At 72.8% G+C, this 16,094-nt stretch carries 15 protein-coding genes and 1 pseudogene; 9 read left to right on the top strand and 7 right to left on the bottom strand.

Annotated features, from left to right (window positions below; genetic code table 11):
• Position 1: 1 nt before the first annotated feature.
• Positions 2 to 1,261 carry an MFS transporter gene (locus tag ABT034_RS26405; protein WP_351219362.1) on the top strand — a complete coding sequence of 420 codons (1,260 nt, stop codon included), beginning with the start codon at positions 2 to 4 and terminating at the stop codon, positions 1,259 to 1,261.
• 84 nt (positions 1,262 to 1,345) lie between these two features.
• On the opposite strand, the gene ABT034_RS26400 is transcribed toward ABT034_RS26405, so the two are convergent.
• On the bottom strand, positions 1,346 to 2,446 hold the full coding sequence (locus tag ABT034_RS26400; protein ID WP_351219360.1) for a carboxylate-amine ligase: 1,101 nt from the start codon (positions 2,444 to 2,446) through the stop codon (positions 1,346 to 1,348).
• Positions 2,447 to 2,637: 191 nt separating this feature from the next.
• Between ABT034_RS26400 and ABT034_RS26395 the strand changes: the two genes are divergently transcribed.
• Entirely contained in the window at positions 2,638 to 3,120 is a 483-nt protein-coding gene (locus ABT034_RS26395) for a hypothetical protein (protein WP_351219358.1), read from the top strand.
• Between the two features lie 64 nt (positions 3,121 to 3,184).
• On the opposite strand, the gene ABT034_RS26390 is transcribed toward ABT034_RS26395, so the two are convergent.
• Together ABT034_RS26390 and ABT034_RS26385 are read right to left on the bottom strand one after the other, a co-directional pair.
• Positions 3,185 to 4,018, bottom strand: a complete 834-nt coding sequence (locus ABT034_RS26390) for a VOC family protein (RefSeq protein WP_351219356.1) — start codon at positions 4,016 to 4,018, stop codon at positions 3,185 to 3,187.
• A 48-nt stretch (positions 4,019 to 4,066) separates the two neighbouring features.
• A complete protein-coding gene (locus ABT034_RS26385) occupies positions 4,067 to 4,582 on the bottom strand; it encodes a DUF5133 domain-containing protein (protein ID WP_351219354.1) in 516 nt (171 codons plus the stop codon).
• A gap of 231 nt (positions 4,583 to 4,813) precedes the next feature.
• Here ABT034_RS26385 and ABT034_RS26380 point away from each other — a divergent pair, with 231 nt between their 5' ends.
• Positions 4,814 to 5,263 carry a hypothetical protein gene (locus tag ABT034_RS26380; protein ID WP_351219352.1) on the top strand — a complete coding sequence of 150 codons (450 nt, stop codon included), beginning with the start codon at positions 4,814 to 4,816 and terminating at the stop codon, positions 5,261 to 5,263.
• 73 nt (positions 5,264 to 5,336) lie between these two features.
• Here the strand turns inward: ABT034_RS26380 and ABT034_RS26375 are convergent, their stop codons facing one another.
• Positions 5,337 to 5,495 (bottom strand): hypothetical protein, encoded by a 159-nt coding sequence (locus ABT034_RS26375; RefSeq protein WP_351219350.1) that lies wholly within the window; start codon positions 5,493 to 5,495, stop codon positions 5,337 to 5,339.
• 222 nt (positions 5,496 to 5,717) lie between these two features.
• On the opposite strand from ABT034_RS26375, the gene ABT034_RS26370 reads away from it, so the two are divergent.
• The gene (locus ABT034_RS26370; protein ID WP_351219348.1) at positions 5,718 to 6,566 is read left to right on the top strand and encodes a sulfite exporter TauE/SafE family protein; all 849 of its coding nucleotides are present in this window, start codon (positions 5,718 to 5,720) and stop codon (positions 6,564 to 6,566) included.
• 67 nt (positions 6,567 to 6,633) lie between these two features.
• A complete protein-coding gene (locus ABT034_RS26365; RefSeq protein WP_351219346.1) occupies positions 6,634 to 8,472 on the top strand; it encodes a hypothetical protein in 1,839 nt (612 codons plus the stop codon).
• Here ABT034_RS26365 and ABT034_RS26360 read toward each other — a convergent pair.
• Positions 8,396 to 10,570, bottom strand: a complete 2,175-nt coding sequence (locus tag ABT034_RS26360) for an AAA family ATPase (RefSeq protein WP_351219344.1) — start codon at positions 10,568 to 10,570, stop codon at positions 8,396 to 8,398. The genes ABT034_RS26365 and ABT034_RS26360 overlap by 77 nt on opposite strands.
• Before the next feature lie 201 nt (positions 10,571 to 10,771).
• Positions 10,772 to 11,917, bottom strand: a complete 1,146-nt coding sequence (locus ABT034_RS26355; protein ID WP_351219342.1) for an ABC transporter substrate-binding protein — start codon at positions 11,915 to 11,917, stop codon at positions 10,772 to 10,774.
• 62 nt (positions 11,918 to 11,979) lie between these two features.
• Here ABT034_RS26355 and ABT034_RS26350 point away from each other — a divergent pair.
• Positions 11,980 to 12,363: pseudogene (locus ABT034_RS26350) on the top strand (PPOX class F420-dependent oxidoreductase); the annotation flags it as partial.
• A gap of 69 nt (positions 12,364 to 12,432) precedes the next feature.
• Positions 12,433 to 12,804 carry a VOC family protein gene (locus ABT034_RS26345; protein WP_351219446.1) on the top strand — a complete coding sequence of 124 codons (372 nt, stop codon included), beginning with the start codon at positions 12,433 to 12,435 and terminating at the stop codon, positions 12,802 to 12,804.
• Between the two features lie 24 nt (positions 12,805 to 12,828).
• Here the strand turns inward: ABT034_RS26345 and ABT034_RS26340 are convergent, their stop codons facing one another.
• On the bottom strand, positions 12,829 to 13,845 hold the full coding sequence (locus ABT034_RS26340; RefSeq protein ID WP_351219340.1) for a sigma-70 family RNA polymerase sigma factor: 1,017 nt from the start codon (positions 13,843 to 13,845) through the stop codon (positions 12,829 to 12,831).
• 87 nt (positions 13,846 to 13,932) lie between these two features.
• Between ABT034_RS26340 and ABT034_RS26335 the strand changes: the two genes are divergently transcribed.
• Positions 13,933 to 14,346: a hypothetical protein gene (locus tag ABT034_RS26335; protein WP_351219338.1), complete on the top strand. Its 414-nt coding sequence runs from the start codon at positions 13,933 to 13,935 to the stop codon at positions 14,344 to 14,346.
• A gap of 168 nt (positions 14,347 to 14,514) precedes the next feature.
• Entirely contained in the window at positions 14,515 to 16,023 is a 1,509-nt protein-coding gene (locus ABT034_RS26330; protein ID WP_351219336.1) for a right-handed parallel beta-helix repeat-containing protein, read from the top strand.
• Positions 16,024 to 16,094: the final 71 nt, after the last annotated feature.

Below are 16,094 nucleotides of genomic sequence, written 5' to 3'. Positions count from 1 at the left end.
CATGACGATGGACGAGACAACCGCTCAACGGGAGAAGGGCACTCCCCCCAGCCCCTGGCGGTCGCACCGCTTCCGGCTGTTCTTCACCGCCCGCAGCACGTCGCTCCTCGCCGACGGCATGCTGATGGTGTCGCTCACGACCGCCGTCCTCGGGGCGGGCTACGGCGCGGCCGGGGTGGGGTACGCGCTGGCCGCGTGGATGGCGCCGATCGTGCTGCTCGTCCTGTTCGGCGGAGTCCTCGCCGACCGGTTCACGCCCCAGGTGATGATGGTCGGCGCCGATGTGGTGCGCATGGTGGCCATGCTCGCGCTCGCGGTGCTCCTGATCGCCACGGACGTCCGGCTGTGGCAGATCATGGCGCTCCTCGCGCTCAGCGGCGCGGCGACCGCCATGTTCCAGCCGGGTCTGGCGAGCCTGGTCCCCCAGGTCGCCGAGGACATCCAGCGGGCCAACGCGCTCCTGCGCGTCTCCGAGGCGATCTGCACCCTGCTCGGTCCCGGCCTCGCCGGCCTCCTCGTGGCGTACTGGGACGTGGCGGGATCCTTCGTGGTCATCGCGGCGGCGTACGCGCTCAGCGCGCTCGGCCTCGCGCCGCTGCGCAAGCTCGGCACGGCGAGAGACGAGAGCGACGACCCGATGTGGCACCGGCTCGCCACGGGGTGGCACGAGTTCCGGTCCCGTGGCTGGCTCTGGGGGGTCATCGCCGTCTGGGCGGTGTACGGCCTCTTCGTCTTCGGCCCGGCCCTGCCGCTGGGCGCGGCGCTGCTCACCGAACAGCACGGGGCCAGCGGGTACGGCTGGATCGCCTCGGCCGACGGCGCCGGCACGGTCGTCGGAGGCCTGCTCGGCATGCGGGTCCGACCGCGCCGACCGCTCGTCGCCGGGGCCTGCGCGATGTTCTTCTTCACGCTCAACCCTCTTGCCCCCGCCCTGGGTTGGTCCTTCACCGCCACGGTGCTCACCGGGGTGGTGGCGGGCTGCGGGTTCGCCTTCTGGGGCGTCATGTGGGCGACGAGTGTGCAGTCCCACATCCCGCTGGCCGTACTGAGCCGCGTCTCGGCGTACGACGTGGCCGGTTCCATCATGGTCATCCCGCTGGGCCGGGCCCTGGCCGGTCCGGCGGCCGACTCCTTCGGAGCGGACCGGGTGCTGCTGTTCTCGTCGGTGGTGGGCGTTGTGTGCATGGGCGTGATGCTCTGCGTTCCGGCCATCCGCGCACTGGGTCGGGCGCCCGGGGAGCGGGCGGGGGCGGTGGCGTAGAGCGCTGAGCCGGCGGCCGGCGGCTGGCGGCTGGCGGCTGGCGGCTGGCTGCCTGAGGGGGCCGGCGCTCGCCCCGCCGGCCCCTCAGGCCGCCGCGGTCAGCGCGGCGAGGGCGTCCACGACCTCGGTGCACCGGCCGTGCCGGCGGTAGACGGCCCGCTGCCAGGTCGCCCCGGCACCGTGGGCGCGGATACGGCGCCACTGGCGGAGGACCTGCTCCGTGTCGCCGGCGAGGTCCAGGGCCGGGCGGGCCCGTTCGACGAGTCGGTCGACGAGCTCGACGGCGGGCCGTTCCCGGGCGGTGCACGGGTCGATGCCGTATCCGGAGAGACCGTGCCGGGCGGCCAGGTCGTGCGCGAGCAGGAGCCTCCGGACGGGGACGCGCGGTGCGGGCCGGCCCTCGTGCTCGTCGGCAAGGAAGGTCGTGGCGAGACCGCGGACGAGCGCCGCCATCATGACGACCGTGTCCACGTCGGCGTTGGCATCGGCGACGCGGATCTCCAGGGTGGGCACGTGCTCGGACGGCCGGGCGTGCCAGTACACCATGCGCCGGTCGAGCAGGGTCCCGGTCCGCACCAGCTCGGCCACATGGGCGAGGTACCGGGCCTCGTCCAGGTCGGGGGCCGGGCCGACGGTGGGCCACCGCGCGTACTCGACCGAGCGCCAGCTGTCGAAGCCCGTGTCGCACCGCCGCGCGAAGGGGGAATTCGCGGTGACGGCCTGGAGGACGGGCAGCCAGGGCGCCATCCGGCGGGAGAGGGCAAGGGCGAGTTCGCGGTCGAGGGTCCCCACGTGGACGTGGCAACCGCAGACGAGACCGTCGACCGTGCTGAAGTGGGAGGCGAAGCGGAACGCCATCCGCCGGTAGCGCTCGGTGTCGGTGACGGTCAGAGGTTGCTCGGGCGGCACCACGGGGGTGCCGGTGGCAACCGGCATGCAATGCTCCGCGTCGGCGGCGGTACCGATCGCCGCGCGCAGCCGCACCAGCTCGTCGCGGAGGTCCGGGGACGAGGCCGTGGGGCGGGAGATGGTCTCGATCTGGGCGTTGAAGAACTCGGGCTGCACCTGGTCGCCGACGGCACGGGCGGCCGAGGCGATCACGTCCGGGGCGCGGCCGACGGGGGCGCGTCCGTCCCGGTCGACGAGGACGAACTCCTCTTCGACTCCCATGGTCAGGAGTTTCATGGGTCTCCTCCTCTCGTCCAGGGGGCCCGCGGCTCGCGACTACCCCGGTCGGCGCGTTCCACCCCTCCGGGGACGCCGGGCATGTTCCGCGACCGCCGGGGCAGTGGCACGGGCGGAGAGGTGCGGGGGTACGCGTGCGACCCGGTCGGGCCCGGGCATACCGGCCCCGTACCGAAAGGCGGTGACCGGTCGTGACCGACACGGACTTCACATTGTTGGACATCTCCTTGTACACGGAGGAGCCGGATCGCCGCGTGGTGACCCTGCGGGGCCTGGACGCGCCGGAGACGCCGGAGATCCCGGAGGGAGCGGTGCTCAGCGTCGGCCTCACCTTCCGGCTCGGCCGCGAGATCGAGGGGGTGGCCTTCGAGGACAGCCGGGTCCGTGAGGGGAAGGTGCTCGCGACCGTGCGGACGGTACTCGGCGGCTTCCGGGCGGGAGGTCCGTACGAGGTCAGGCTGCCGCCGGAACGGCTCCCGGTGGGGCGGGCCCACCGCGGGGTCTACGAGCTGACGGGCCGCTTCACCGACGGCGACGGCCGCGAGCTGACCGTGGCCCACCACCGTATCCGTGTCGTCTGCCAGCCGGCCGCGCACAAGCGGTGGGCGGCGACGATGGCCCCCGGCCCGACGCGGCCCTTGTCCGGAGCACCCGGCGAGAGCCTGGCGTCCTGACCCGCGTCCTGACCCGCTTCGTGACCCGCTTCGTGACCCGCTTCCGTGGCCGGGGAGGTACACCTCAGTCAGCGCCGGGCTCGTGGGCGGGGCCGGGTGCGTGGTCGAGGGTGAACAGCCCGCCGTCGGGGTCGCGGAGCGTCATCTGGCGCCCGCCTCCCCGGGCCGGGTCGGTGGTCCCGCCGCCCCAGTCCTGACCTGTGACGGTGCTGCCGCCGTTCTCCAGGGCCAGGGCGACCGCCGCGTCCAGGTCGGGCACCCTGAAGTGGACGAGCCAGCGCGGCCGGAGCTGCGGCTTCGGCGCGGCCTGCTCGATCGGGCCGCTGTTCAGCCGGGCGACGGGGCGGCCCCGGTGCCGGAGTACGACCTGATCCTCCTCGTACGAGGTGTCGCAGCCCCTGTCGTTTTCGCCCCGGCCCCATCCCAGCACCTCGCCGTAGAAGAGCGCGGCTTCGAACGCGTCGGCCGTGTGGAGCTCCAGCCAGGCGGGTGACCTCTCCGCACCGACGCCCCACTCGGCCAGTACCTCCCCGTCCCAGACGCCGAAGACGGCGCCCTCCCTGTCGGCCACGAGCGCCGCCCCGCCGGCCGGGAACGAGACGGGGCCCACCCCCACCGTGCCGCCCCGCTCGCGTGCCCGGCCGACCGCCCCGTCGGCGTCGTCGACGGCGAAGTACGGCGTCCAGGCCACCGGCACGGCGAACTCCCCGGCGACCGCCCCGATCCCCGCCACCGGCACTCCGCCGATCTCCGCCACCGAGAAGGCCCTGCCGAACCGGCCCTGCCGGAACGACCAGCCGAGGACCGTCCCGTAGAAGCGCTCCGCCGCCTCACGGTCACGCGCCGCGAGACTCAGCCAGCAAGGAGCCCCGATCACATCCGCTGCCACCAGAACCACCGGATTCCTCCGCTCTCTTCTCCGCTGCGATGCCGTCCGTCCGTCGCGCTACAAGGCCCGGGGGCCGAGGTGGCGCTCCGCCGCGAGGACGGCGTCGTGGGTGGTCGGCCGGCCCATCAGTACGCACAGCGTGTATGCGGCGTCGTCCATGGCCCGGACGGCCGCCGGGTCCCCCGGGGCCGCCGCCAGGCGGGCCTGGCAGCCGCGCAGACGGGTCAGGACCTCCTCGGTCCGCTCCCGGTTCGGTGCGAGCCCGACCGACAGCGCGGCCGGGACCGCGGACGTACGGGCCGCCTCGACCGCGCGGCGCAGGGCCCGCTCGATGTGTACGGGCGGGGGCGTGCCCTCGGCCCCCGCGGCCACGACGACCACCAGATCGTGGACGCTCATCTGGGCCAGGTCCGCCGCAGCCGCCAGGATCCGCTTCGCGTCGCGCGCCGTGCACGGGGTGGCCGCCATCAGCGATCCCACCGCGCGCGCGGCCGGGGTCGGCGCGAGCGGCGGCCGGCCGACGGACTCGACGACCATCGGGGGGTCCTGGGGCAGGTTCGCGGGCATCGCCATGCGAGGTCCCTTCATTCCAAGGCCGCCGGGGCGGCAATGGTTGCGTAGGGAAGGTATTCCCACCCTACTGGCGCCGGGTAGGCGGCACGCAGGGGCCGTGTCAGGGCGCCACTGCCCCGCTCCGACCACCCGCACACCCCCGCCCGCGCGGGACGCGGTGGAAGCCCGCGGCGACCAGCAGTAGCGTGACGGACAGGGGACGACCACGCCGTGCGAGGAGGTGCAGCGGCCATGGCGCGTCTGACGGTCAAGGCGGAGGAGCTGATCGTCCGGCTCTCGTGGTGGGAGAAGCTGGCCGCGCGCCGGGGCAACGTACACCTGCCGCTCCGGGCCGTGGCGAAGGTGGAGGCCGACCCCTCCTGGTGGCGTGTGCTGCGCGGGTCGCCGGGGCGGGGCGTCTGGATTCCGGATGTGCTCTGCCTCGGCGTCCGGGACGTCCCCGAAACTGACGTGACCGAGGCGGAGGGGATCGAGGCCGACGGGACCCGGGCTGAGGCGTCCGGGGCCGGCGCATCCGGGGCGAAGGACTTCGTCGCGCTCCGCCCCCGGCGGGGAGGAGTGGTCAGCGTCGACCTGCGACCGGCGGCTGCTCCGTTCGCCCGCGTCGCCGTGTCCGACCGCATCCCGGACGGTACGGCGGCCACCGTACGCACCGCCCTCAGCCGCTTGCGGGCCGGCTGAACGGTTCGAGCAGCAGGAGGCGCACCCGCCAGCAGTCGTCGGGTGCGCCTCCTCAAGCGAGCTGTGGACGTGATCAGCCTTCGCTGTAGGTCGTCCGCGTCTCGCGCTCTTCCGCCCGGTGCTCGGGGGCGCGGGCGGGGCGCGCTTCGTCGGCGCCGACGCGCTTGTTGCCCTTCGGCGCCGTCTTGGCCTGTCGGCCGGCCCGGTCCTTCGGCGAAGTCTTCTTTGCCACAGCTGCTCACTCCTCGTGAGTCGGGGGGTTGGACATCACCACCGTGGCACCTGCGACTACGAACCGCACGTCGATCAGTCACGCACCGTGATGCCCTGGGTTCGTCCTTCCGCCGCGGCGGTCGGAGGTCCGGACGAATCGGGGGCGGGAGCCCGGTTCCTTCACCCGAAGGTGGGGCCGTGCCGTAGCAGTGGGCGACCGCGTCGGGCGAGGATGCCCGGCATGGCCACAGAACAGGACCTCACCCCGACGCGTTCGACGCGCTCAGTGCGTTCAGCGCCTCTGGTGTTCGGGGCGGGAGCCGTCATCGGGGTGCTGGGCGGGATGATCGGTCTGGGCGGCGCGGAGTTCCGTCTGCCGCTGCTGATCGGCCTGTTCGGCTTCGCCGCGCTCTCCGCGGTCATCCTGAACAAGGCGATGAGCCTGGTGGTGGTCCTGGTCGCGCTGCCCGCCCGCCTGGCCTCGGTGCCCGCCTCCGAGGTGGCGTCGCACTGGCCCGTCGCGGTCAACCTCCTCGCCGGGAGTCTCCTCGGGGCCTGGGCCGGAGCGACATGGGCGGTACGGATGCGCAGCTCCACCCTGCACAAGGTGCTGGCCGGCCTGATGGTGCTCATGGCCGGGGCTCTCCTCGTCTCGCACCTGTCCACCCAGGACACCCTGCCGCTGCCCCTGTGGGCCCAGGTGCCGTGCGGGGTGGCGGCCGGCTTCGGGATCGGGGTGGTCGCGGCGATCATGGGTGTCGCCGGGGGCGAACTCCTGATCCCTACGATCGTGTTGCTGTTCGCGGTGGACATCAAGACGGCGGGCAGCCTCTCGCTGCTGGTGTCCCTGCCGACGATGCTGGTGGCCTTCGCCCGCTACAGCCGTGACGGCAGCTTCGCGGTCCTGCGCGCCAACCGTCGCTTCACCGTGGTCATGATCGCGGGCTCGATCGCCGGGGCGGTACTGGGCGGGCTGCTGCTCGGCGTGTTCCCGGACCTGGTGCTCATCCCCGTACTCGCCGCCGTCCTGCTGGCTTCCGCGGTCAAGCTCGCGCGCCACGGAAGGCCGGCCGCGTCGCCGGCGCCCTGACCGCTCGCGCGACCAGGGCGGCTAAGGTGGGCGCGCGACGACACCGAGCTCGCTCAGGAGGTCATGAGTGGGGCCAGCCGAACCCCTGCCGATACGCGTGCCGGTCGGGGAGGAATCCCCTCGGTGGGCGAGCCGTACCGTCCAGCGCCGGGTCCTGCTGGTGGTCCACAACGTCACCTCCGCCGGGCGCCTGTTGGACCTGCTGCCGCTGTTCCACGACGACTTCCGCGTCCAACTCCTGGTCACCTCGACGGGGTCCTCCGCGTTCCAAGGCGGTGTCCGCGAGCTCTTCGCCGATCTGGAGCTGCCGGTACTGCCCTGGGAACAGGCGCTCGCGACTCCGGTCGATCTCGCGATCTCCGCCAGCTTCGGCGGCGAACTCGCCCATATCCAGGGGAAGTTGTCCGTACTCTCCCACGGTGTCGGATACACTAAGAAACTAGACACGCCGGGAGCCGGGAGCCGGGAGCCGGGAGCCGGGAGCCGGGAGCCGACGTTCGGGCTTTCGCCGGAGTGGCTCCTCGCGGACGACGGCAAGCCGTTCGTGGACGGCTTCGTCCTGTCCCACCCCGAACAGCTGGAGCGCCTGGGCCGGGCCTGCCCCGAAGCGGTGCCTTCCGCTGTCCTCGCCGGCGACCCGTGCTTCGACCGCATGCTCGCGGGCCGTCCGTACCGGGACAGGTTCAGACGCGCCCTGGGCGTCCGAGACGGCCAGCGCCTCGTCGTACTGAACTCCACCTGGAACCCCGAGGGCCTCTTCGGAAGCGGCGGAGGACAGGACACGCTGCCCAGCCTGCTTCCCCGGCTCGCCGCCGAACTCCCGGCCGATGACTACCGGCTGGCCGCCGTGCTCCACCCGAACATCTGGCACGGGCACGGGCCCGGTCAGATCCGGGCCTGGCTCGACCAGGCGCTCCGCGCGGGGCTGACCCTGATCGACCCCGTGCACGCGTGGAGGCAGGCGCTCCTGGCGGCGGACCTCGTCCTCGGGGACTTCGGGGCGGTGACCTACTACGCCGCCGCTCTGGGCACCCCCGTACTGCTCGCGGCGGACGGGCAGGGCAGGCTCGACCCCGAGGCCCCCCTCGCGGAGTTCGTCCGGAGCTCGCCGCGCCTCCTCCCCCACGCCCCCCTGCGCCCGCAGGTGGAGGAGGCGCTGGGCGGACGCCGTCCGGACGCTGGCGCCGCCGCGTTCGTCACCTCGTCTCCGGGCCGGTCGGCCGCGCTGCTGCGGCGGCACTTCTACGCGCTGATGGGCCTCCCCGAGCCCGCCGCTCCGGCGTCCCTGGAGCCGCTGCCGCTCCCTCCGTACAACCCGCCGAGGCCGACGGCTCCGTTGCACGTACGGACACGGGTCCGGGGCACGGACATCACGCTCGAACGCTCCACGGAGCAGCCCTACGACGCGGCCGGTGACACGCACCTCTCGGTGCACGAGGACACCCGTCACCCCGGGGACCTGGAGCTGGCGGACCTGATCACCCGGGCGGGCCGGGCGGACGATCCGCGCCTCGGCGGCCCCGACCTGTGGACCGCGGAGGTGCTGCGGCGGCATCCGCACTGCGCGGCGGCGGCGTATGCGACCGGGCCGGACGCCTGCACCGTACGCGTCCGGGATCGCGGCCTGTACCGGCTGTCCGCCGGCTCCGGAGCGGACGCGGATCCGGCGGCCTACGCGTCCTCGCTGTACGCCTGGCTGGCGAACGGCGGGACGGTCCCGGCGGGGAGCGTCACGCTCCGGGTGCGCACCGCCGCAGGCACGCACCCGGTCGTCGTGGACTCCGTGGACGGCGGGGACTCCGTCGGCTTCGGGGACTTCGTGGTCCGGCCTACTGCCCAGCGGCGGCCTCGCACCGCCGCCGAAGACCCGCCAGGTACCTCAGGTGCGGAGCCGCAGCCGGGGTGAGCAGCGCTTCCGCCTCCGTGATCCTGGTCAGCGCCGCCGTGTCGTCGCCGAGGTCGTGCAGCGTCTCCGCGAGGTCGGTGAGCGCGCGTGCCTGGTTGTACGCCTCCGCCGCGTGCCCTCCCCTGCCCGCGAAGAAGTCCACGGCGCTCTCCAGGCGGCGACGGGACTCGTCCAGCCGCCCGAGCCCTCGCAGGGCCCTGCCCTGGTGGCGCTCGGCCAGGGCGAGGGCCCGCGGGAGGTCCGCCGCGCCCTCCTGGTCCGGGGTGATCCTCCGGTAGATGTGCTCGGCCTCGACGAACCTCTCGTGTGCCTCCTCGTACAGCCATCGGTTGAGGTTCAGCAGGCCGAGCAGTTCCACGGACGATGCCTCGCCCCGCGGGTGTCCCGCCGCGCGCTCGCAGGTGACGGCGGCCCGCGCCGCACGACTCGCCTGTTCCCAGCGGCCCAGTTCGCCCAGGCAGTGGGCCAGTTGGAAGTGGAGCGCGCCCGGCGTCCGCCGGTCCGCGTGGTTCTCCTCGGCGCACCGTGCCGCGACGCGGAGCGCCGGGAGGACCTCGTCCCAGTACCCGGCCTTCAGTTGCAGCGGCCACAGGGCTCGGGCCAGGCGCAGAGCGGTGGTGTACCGGCGGTGCTCCTCGGCCACGGTCACGGCCCGGACCACGTTGGCCACCTCGGCGGCCAGTACGGCGACGCCGTCCGTCTCGTCCCGTGAGGCGTACGGAAGGTCGGGGGCCGGCTCGGTCCGCCAGCTCTGCGGCAGGGCGGCGTGCGCCGCGTGGAGGACCCGGTTCAGGAGGGCGTCGAGCACCCGGACCACGGCGTCCGTGCACTCCTGGGCGCCGTACTCCGAGGCGGCGGCGTCGGCCAACTGGCGCCGGACCTCGGGGCGGAAGCGGTAGCGCGTACCGGGCAGCGCTTCAAGGAGGTGGAGGTCGGCGGCCTCGGCGAGCATCCGGGCCGCCCGCTCCTCGTCGTCGAGGCCCGCGGCGGCGGCCGCGAGCTCGGGGCTGAGGGACGGCCAGGCGCCCAGGGCGGTGAGGCGGCAGAGCCGTAGCGCTTCGGGGGCGAGACGAAGCGAGGCCTGCTCCGCCGCGCCACGCATCGGGTGGTGCCGCCGCCATGCCTCCGCCTCCGGCCCCAGCCCGGGCCCCGGAGCACCATCGACCCCAGCCCCAGCCCCCGCCACGGCCTCGGCCAGCAGGCGGGCCTCCGCGTGCAGGGCGTACGCGTTGCCCTGGCAGCGTTCGAGCAGCCCGGGCAGCCGCGCGTGGGCACGGGCGACGATCTCCGGCCCGGCCACCTTCCGCACCATCTTCTTCGCGTAACGGTCGCTCAGCGGCGCCACGGTGACGCGCTCCGCCTCCAGCAGCAGGGGCGGGCCGGACACGACCACGAGCAGGAGGACATCCGGGGTCGCCGGCACCAGGCCGCGGACCTGGGCGAGCGAGGTGGCGTGGTCGATCACCACCAGCGCCCTGCGTCCGGACGTGAGCCGGCGGTAGAGCCGCTCGCGGCCGGCTTCGGTGGTCGGCGTCTGGTCCGGAGCCACGTCCATCTCGCGGAGCAGCCGCAGCAGGACCGCCGCCGGTTCCGGCCCGCTGTCGCCGGAGGCATCACGCAGGTCGAGGTAGTACTGCCCGTCGGGGAACCGGTCACGGCTCTCGGCAGCGAGGCGGAGCGCCACCGAGGTCGTGCCGCTCCCCGGAGGCCCGGACAGCAGCGCGACCCGAGGCCGCCCCTCCCAGGACCGGGTCGCCTCCCGCATGAGCTGCTTCAGGACCTTCTGCCGGTTGGTGAACGCCCAGGGGGCGGGCGGCATGTCACCACCGGAGGCCGCGGTCACCTGCTCCTGACCGCTCTCCACCAGCAGCGCCCACGCGTCCGCCTGCCGGGGGTCACGGCCAAGCCGCGCGTACAACCGTCCGGCGAGCGCCTGCCGTTCCTCCGCGTCGGCCGGAAGCGGGGTCTCCCGCCCGAGGGTTCTTCTCACCAACGCGCCGGCCGACAGGGTCAGGTTCTTGCCGACCTCCCCGGCGGCCCCGTTCCCCACCCCGATCAGGAACGTGGTGAGTGCGCTGAGCGCCACGACCTCCAACACGTAGGCCCCTTCCCCCTGGTCGCCGATCCGGCTCCGGCCTGACTGCTGTCCCGACTGCCCGGACTGTATCGCCGGGAGTCCGGATCGAGGAAACACCTTGCGGTTCTCGGCAACTGCCGTCTCGGGCACGACACATGCGAGGGGCAGGCGACAGCGCGGCCCGGGGAGGGCGGCCCGGCGCGCGGGCGTACCCCGAATGCGTCAGCTCTCGATACGGCAGGTGGAGTGGAGGACCCGGAAGCGGTCGGGTTCCGCCGGGTCCCGGTCCACGACCTGGATCGGCGCCCCATCCCATTGCCAGGCGCTGATGCCGTGCGTCCGGGTGAACTGGATCGGCCCGCGGGTTCCCTCGACCGCGACGTGCGGCCAGGCCGCGGCGATGCCCGCCCGATCCGAGCCGTGGCGGCGGAGCACGGCGGCCAGGACCACGACCGTGTCGTAGCCCTCGAACGCGACGAAGGAGGGCGGTTCGGCCAGCCGCTCGCGGAGAGTTGTCCCAGCTCGTACGCCAAGGGGGCCGAGGCGCTCGGGCAGATAGCGGAGGAACGGGATCGCGGCGCCGTCGTCGCCCAGCGACGCCGACCATGCGGCGAACTCCGGCTGCCCGGCCGGAGCCCCCATCATGACCTCGGCGAGGCGCTCGTCGGCGCGGACGGCCGTGACGATCGAGAAGGCCGGCTCCGGGAAGCCGACCAACAGGAGCAGGGCTGTCGCGCGGTGGTCGACGAGTGCGTCGCACAGGGCCGTGGGGGTGAGCGCCCGCGCGTCGAGTTCGATGACGGTGCCGCCGCGTGGAGCGAGGTGGTCGCGAAGGATGCGGACCCCTGACGCCCAGTACACACTCGGTTCGGTCGCCACCGCGATCCGGGTGTGGCCCGCCCCGAGGAGGAAGTCGGCGTAGAGCCGCCAGCCGTGCGACTGCGGCGGCGCGAGGCGCGCGACCCATCGCGTCGGCTCCTCGGTGAGTGCGTCGAGGACCGCTGACGAGCAGAGGAACGGCACGCCGAGCTCGTCGGCCTTCGCGGCGGCTGCGCGGGCGACGACGCTGTGATACTCCCCGACGACCGCGGCGACACCCAGGCGCGCCAACTCCTCCACGGCCGCCTCGGCCCGCCGCGGATCAGCGGCGGTGTCCCGGACCACCAGCTCGAGGGGCCTGCCGTCGATCCCGCCGCTGTCGTTGACTTCGGCGACGGCCAGCTCGAGTCCGGCGAGCAGGTGCTGACCCGCCGCGACCCAGCCGGGCCGGCTCAGCGGAACGAGAGCACCGATTCGGACGGTTGACACGTCAGAGGATGCGCATGCGCCAGAGCGCTCGGCTCCGGGTCGCGATGGTGACACGTTCATGCGTTGCTGACGTCCCCCTTTATCCGGTGCACCACGCCGGAGTCTTTGATTAGCTCTCCGGCATGCCCATTGCGATGAACGACACCGTACGCGGCCTGCTGGACGCCCCGCACCCGGCCGTCCTGGTCACCCTCAACCCCGACGGGGGCCCGCAGAGTTCGGTGGTCTGGGTGAGCCGTGACGGTGGCGAGCTGCTGATCTCCACCGAACAGGGCCGGCGCAAGGAGCGGAACATACTCCGCGACCCACGCGTCGGTCTGACCGTCTTCGACCCCGCCGACCCGAACCTGTACGTCGAGATCCGCGGCACGGCCACCGTCACCGTGGACGCGGGCCGCGCGGTGGCCGTACGCATCGCCGAGGAGTACGAGGGCCCGGGCGCCGGCCAGGAGTACCTGGAGGCCCCGCCGGAGGAGATCCGCGTGGTCGTCCGCATCACCCCGACCAAGATCCTCGGCAACGCCACCAAGGCTGTCCAGGGAGAGCAGGGGAGGCCGGGGCGCCCGGTTTCGGTAGTGCGGAACGTGGCGGTCGACTGCGCGGACGCCTACGAGCTGGCCCGGTTCTGGAGCGGTGTGACGGGCCGTCCGTTGCATCCGGATGTCAGGCCGGGTGACCGGGAGACCCAGGTACTCCTCGCGGAGGGCCCGGTGCTGTACTTCAACCAGGTGCCCGAGGCCAAGACGGTCAAGAACCGGATCCATCTGTGTCTGCGGCCCGAGACCTCGCGCGACCAGGAGGTGGACCGTCTCCTTGGCCTCGGTGCCACGTTCGTCGGTGACCACCGGAATCCCGACGGTTCCGGCTGGGCCGTCCTCGCTGATCCCGAAGGCAACGAGTTCTGCGTGCTGCGCAGCGACTCCGACCGCGCCGCCGTGAACGTCTGACGCTGACGCTGACGGGCGGGTTCGTCAGCTCTGGCCGTCCTCGGTCCACGGACGGAGTTTCTCCGGGTTGCGGACCGCCCAGATACGGGCGATGCGACCGCCGGCGAGGCTGAACGCCGCCACGGTCACGGTGACGCCCGCGAGCTGGGCGACGAGGCCGGGTCGGCCGTTGACCGTCCGCTCCAGGAGCGTCAGCCCAGGGGCCTTGTCGGCGATGTGGATCAGGTACTGGGCGATGTGCTCGCTGCCGTCGACCGGGCGGAGGACGGTGCCGACCAGGCCGCCGCCGTCAGCGGTCATGGTGGCGTCCGGGTCGAGCAGCTCGACGAGGGCCGCGATGTCCTTGGCCTCCCACGCCTCTTTGAAGCGCCGCACCAGCCCGGCGTGGCCGGCCTGCCCGGCCTTTCCCGACGCAGGAACCGCAGGCCCCGCCGGAACCTCCGGAGCCTCGGGGACCACCGGCTCCGCGGGACCATGAGCGGCGCGCATACGCCGACGGGCCGAGGTCGCCAGCTGCCGGCAGGCCGCCGGCGTCCGGCCGACGATCTCGGCGACCTCCGCGAAGGGGTACCGGAAGACGTCGTGCAGGATGAACGCCACGCGTTCGGCCGGCGTCATCGACTCCAGTACGACGAGGAAGGCCATGCTCACCGACTCGTCCAAGGTGACCCGGTCGACGGGGTCTGTCGACTCGGCCCCGCCCCCGCCCGACGCCCCGCCGGTCCACTCCGTCCGGTCGGGCAGCGGCTCGGGTATCCACGCGCCGACGTAACGCTCGCGCCGGACCCGCGCGGACCCCAGCAGATCCAGGCAGACGCGGGTGGCCACCGTCGTCAGCCAGGCACCGGGCGACTCGATGGCCTCCTGTCGTGCGCGCGACATCGCGTACCAGCGGGCGTAGGTCTCCTGTACGGCGTCCTCGGCCTCGGCCAGCGAACCGAGCAGCCGGTAGGCGAGGTTGATCAGATGACGCCGCTCACCGACGACCTCGGCGAGGCCCGGCTCGGACCGTTCATGCCCCGACTCGAATGCCGTACTCACGGCCACCTCACATTTCGCGGGCCCACATCGTCGAACCACCGAGACAGTACCGATCCACCGCCGCGAGGCAGAACAGGGGACCGCGTCATGGCCACAGAGACGACGGCAACGACGGCAACGGCAGGCAGACTCACGTTCGTGCAGGTCACGATCGCCCTGCAGACCTTGGCGCTCGCCTTCCAGGCCGCCACCTCCGGCATGCTGCTGTCCTCGGCCCTCGGTGCGGTGCTGCACGACGTCGGATCGCGCGTGATGTACGGCGCGTCGATGCTGTACGTACTCGCCGCGGTCCTGGCGTGGCGACCGGGCGGCGGGTCGCCCCGACCCCTCCTGTACGCGTCGGGCTTCCTCGTACTCGCCTCGCTCCAGGTGGTACTGGGCATCGCCCACATGCCGTCGCTCCATGTCCCCCTGGGCGTCCTGATGTGCACCCTGAGCGTCCTGGCGCTGGCCGGGTCGATATCCCGCCGCCCGTGGAAGACCTCCGACACCCCGACGTAACCGTCACGCGCCTGCCCGCCGGGCAACTCCAGGGGTGGTTCTGTCCGCCGACACACGACGGATCTTCGATCTCTGATCGAAACTCGATCAATCGACGGAACTTCATTGACTCGATGATCGAGCGCACATAGCTTCTGGCGGCACCAGACCCCCAGAAAGGTGTCGCGCATGACCATCGGAGTCTTTCCCGGGCGGCAGGCGGTGGGCCGCGGGCTCATCGCCGCCGCCCTCGCGCTGACCGGCACCCTCGCCCTCACGTCCGTACCCGCTTCGGCCGCGGGGACCACCGTCCACGTCGACTGCTCGCGGCCGACGGCAGGTGACGGCAGTCAGACCGCGCCGTTCAACAGCATCGGCCAGGCCAACGCGCGGACGTACTCCCCCGGCGACACGCTCGCCTTCGCGTCGGGCACCACCTGCACCGGTTCACTCGCCCCCAAGGGCAGCGGCACCGCCTCCGCCCCCATCACCCTCACCCGTTACGGCGTCGGCGCCCTGCCCGTGATCGACGGCGGCGGAGCCCCGAGCGCCGTCTCCCTCACCAACCAGGACCACTGGCGGATCAGCGACCTCAAGCTGACCAACCCCGCCGCCTCCCTCGCCCGACGCACGGGCCTGCGGATCTCGGCCACCGACGGGGTGGCGCACCGCGGTTTCGACATCGCGTACCTCGTCATCGACCGCGTCGCCGGTCAGACGAACAAGAACAGCCCCACCACCGAGGACTTCGTCCAGTCCGCCGGCATCGTCACGGGTGCGAGCGGCGCGAACTCCACCCTCAACGACGTCCACGTCCACCACAACCAGATCAGCAACACGGGAGGCGGCGGCCTCAAGATCCGTGTCGGCGCCATGGCCGTCAAGGGTTCCGGGGTGCTGATCGAGCACAACGCCATCAAGGACGTCGGCGGCGACGGCATCATCGCCAGCTACGCCGACGCGCCGATGATCCAGTACAACAACGCCTCCGGCGTCGGCAACGGCGTGTACCCCTTCTCCGGCGGCAACTTCGCCGGTATCTGGGTGCTCGGCGACCACAACCCGACCATCCAGAAGAACGCCGTGTACGGGATCACCCGGATGTCCGTGGCCGACAGCCAGGCGTTCGACTGCGACTGGGGGAACACCGGCACCTGCACGATCCAGTACAACTTCAGCCGCGACAACATCGGCGGCTTCTTCCTCGACTGCGACGGGTGCGGCACCATCGGGGGCGCCAAGCAGATCATCCGCTACAACATCTCCGAGAACGACTGCCGTATGAGCAGCGTCAGCGCCGGCCGTTCCGCGCTGCACATGTACAACAACGTCTTCTACTGCACGGACAGGAAGTTCGCCATCACCCTGCCCGACGAGAGCGTCGTCGAGAACAACATCTGGGTGGGTACGAGCGACTCCCGACTGCCCACGGGGCCCGGGGTCTCCTGGCTGTGGAACGTCTTCCAGGGCGTGCCCAGGCCGACCGCGAACGGCATCGTCGGCGATCCGCACTTCGTGAACCCCGGCGCGGGTGGCGACACGATCCACTCCGTCGACGGCTACAAGTTGCGGTCGACGTCCCCCGCTCTGAACAACGGCTCCGTCATCAGCGGCAACGGAGGCCGCGACTACTGGGCCAACCCGGTGTCCGCGACGGCGAAGCCCCACCGCGGCGCGTACACCGGCCCCGGGCTGTAGGGCCCGTCGCCCTTGGCGGCAGGCAGGCCCGCGGAGACCTGCCTGCCGCAGAGGGTCCCCCACTGTCGAAC

The sequence above is a fragment of the Streptomyces sp. NPDC002773 genome (genome assembly GCF_040295605.1).
GTDB lineage: Bacteria > Actinomycetota > Actinomycetes > Streptomycetales > Streptomycetaceae > Streptomyces.
The sequence above is the reverse complement of the archived record's forward strand: the minus strand, read 5'-3'. Positions and strand labels throughout refer to the sequence as shown.

Coding starts and splice junctions, on each gene's coding strand:
- ABT034_RS26385 (WP_351219354.1), bottom strand. CDS start 4,582: ATGGCGATGCCCGCGAACCTGCCCCAGGACCCCCCGATGGTCGTCGAG.
- ABT034_RS26330 (WP_351219336.1), top strand. CDS start 14,515: ATGACCATCGGAGTCTTTCCCGGGCGGCAGGCGGTGGGCCGCGGGCTC.
- ABT034_RS26400 (WP_351219360.1), bottom strand. CDS start 2,446: ATGAAACTCCTGACCATGGGAGTCGAAGAGGAGTTCGTCCTCGTCGAC.
- ABT034_RS26335 (WP_351219338.1), top strand. CDS start 13,933: ATGGCCACAGAGACGACGGCAACGACGGCAACGGCAGGCAGACTCACG.
- ABT034_RS26355 (WP_351219342.1), bottom strand. CDS start 11,917: ATGAACGTGTCACCATCGCGACCCGGAGCCGAGCGCTCTGGCGCATGC.
- ABT034_RS26370 (WP_351219348.1), top strand. CDS start 5,718: ATGGCCACAGAACAGGACCTCACCCCGACGCGTTCGACGCGCTCAGTG.
- ABT034_RS26380 (WP_351219352.1), top strand. CDS start 4,814: ATGGCGCGTCTGACGGTCAAGGCGGAGGAGCTGATCGTCCGGCTCTCG.
- ABT034_RS26405 (WP_351219362.1), top strand. CDS start 2: ATGACGATGGACGAGACAACCGCTCAACGGGAGAAGGGCACTCCCCCC.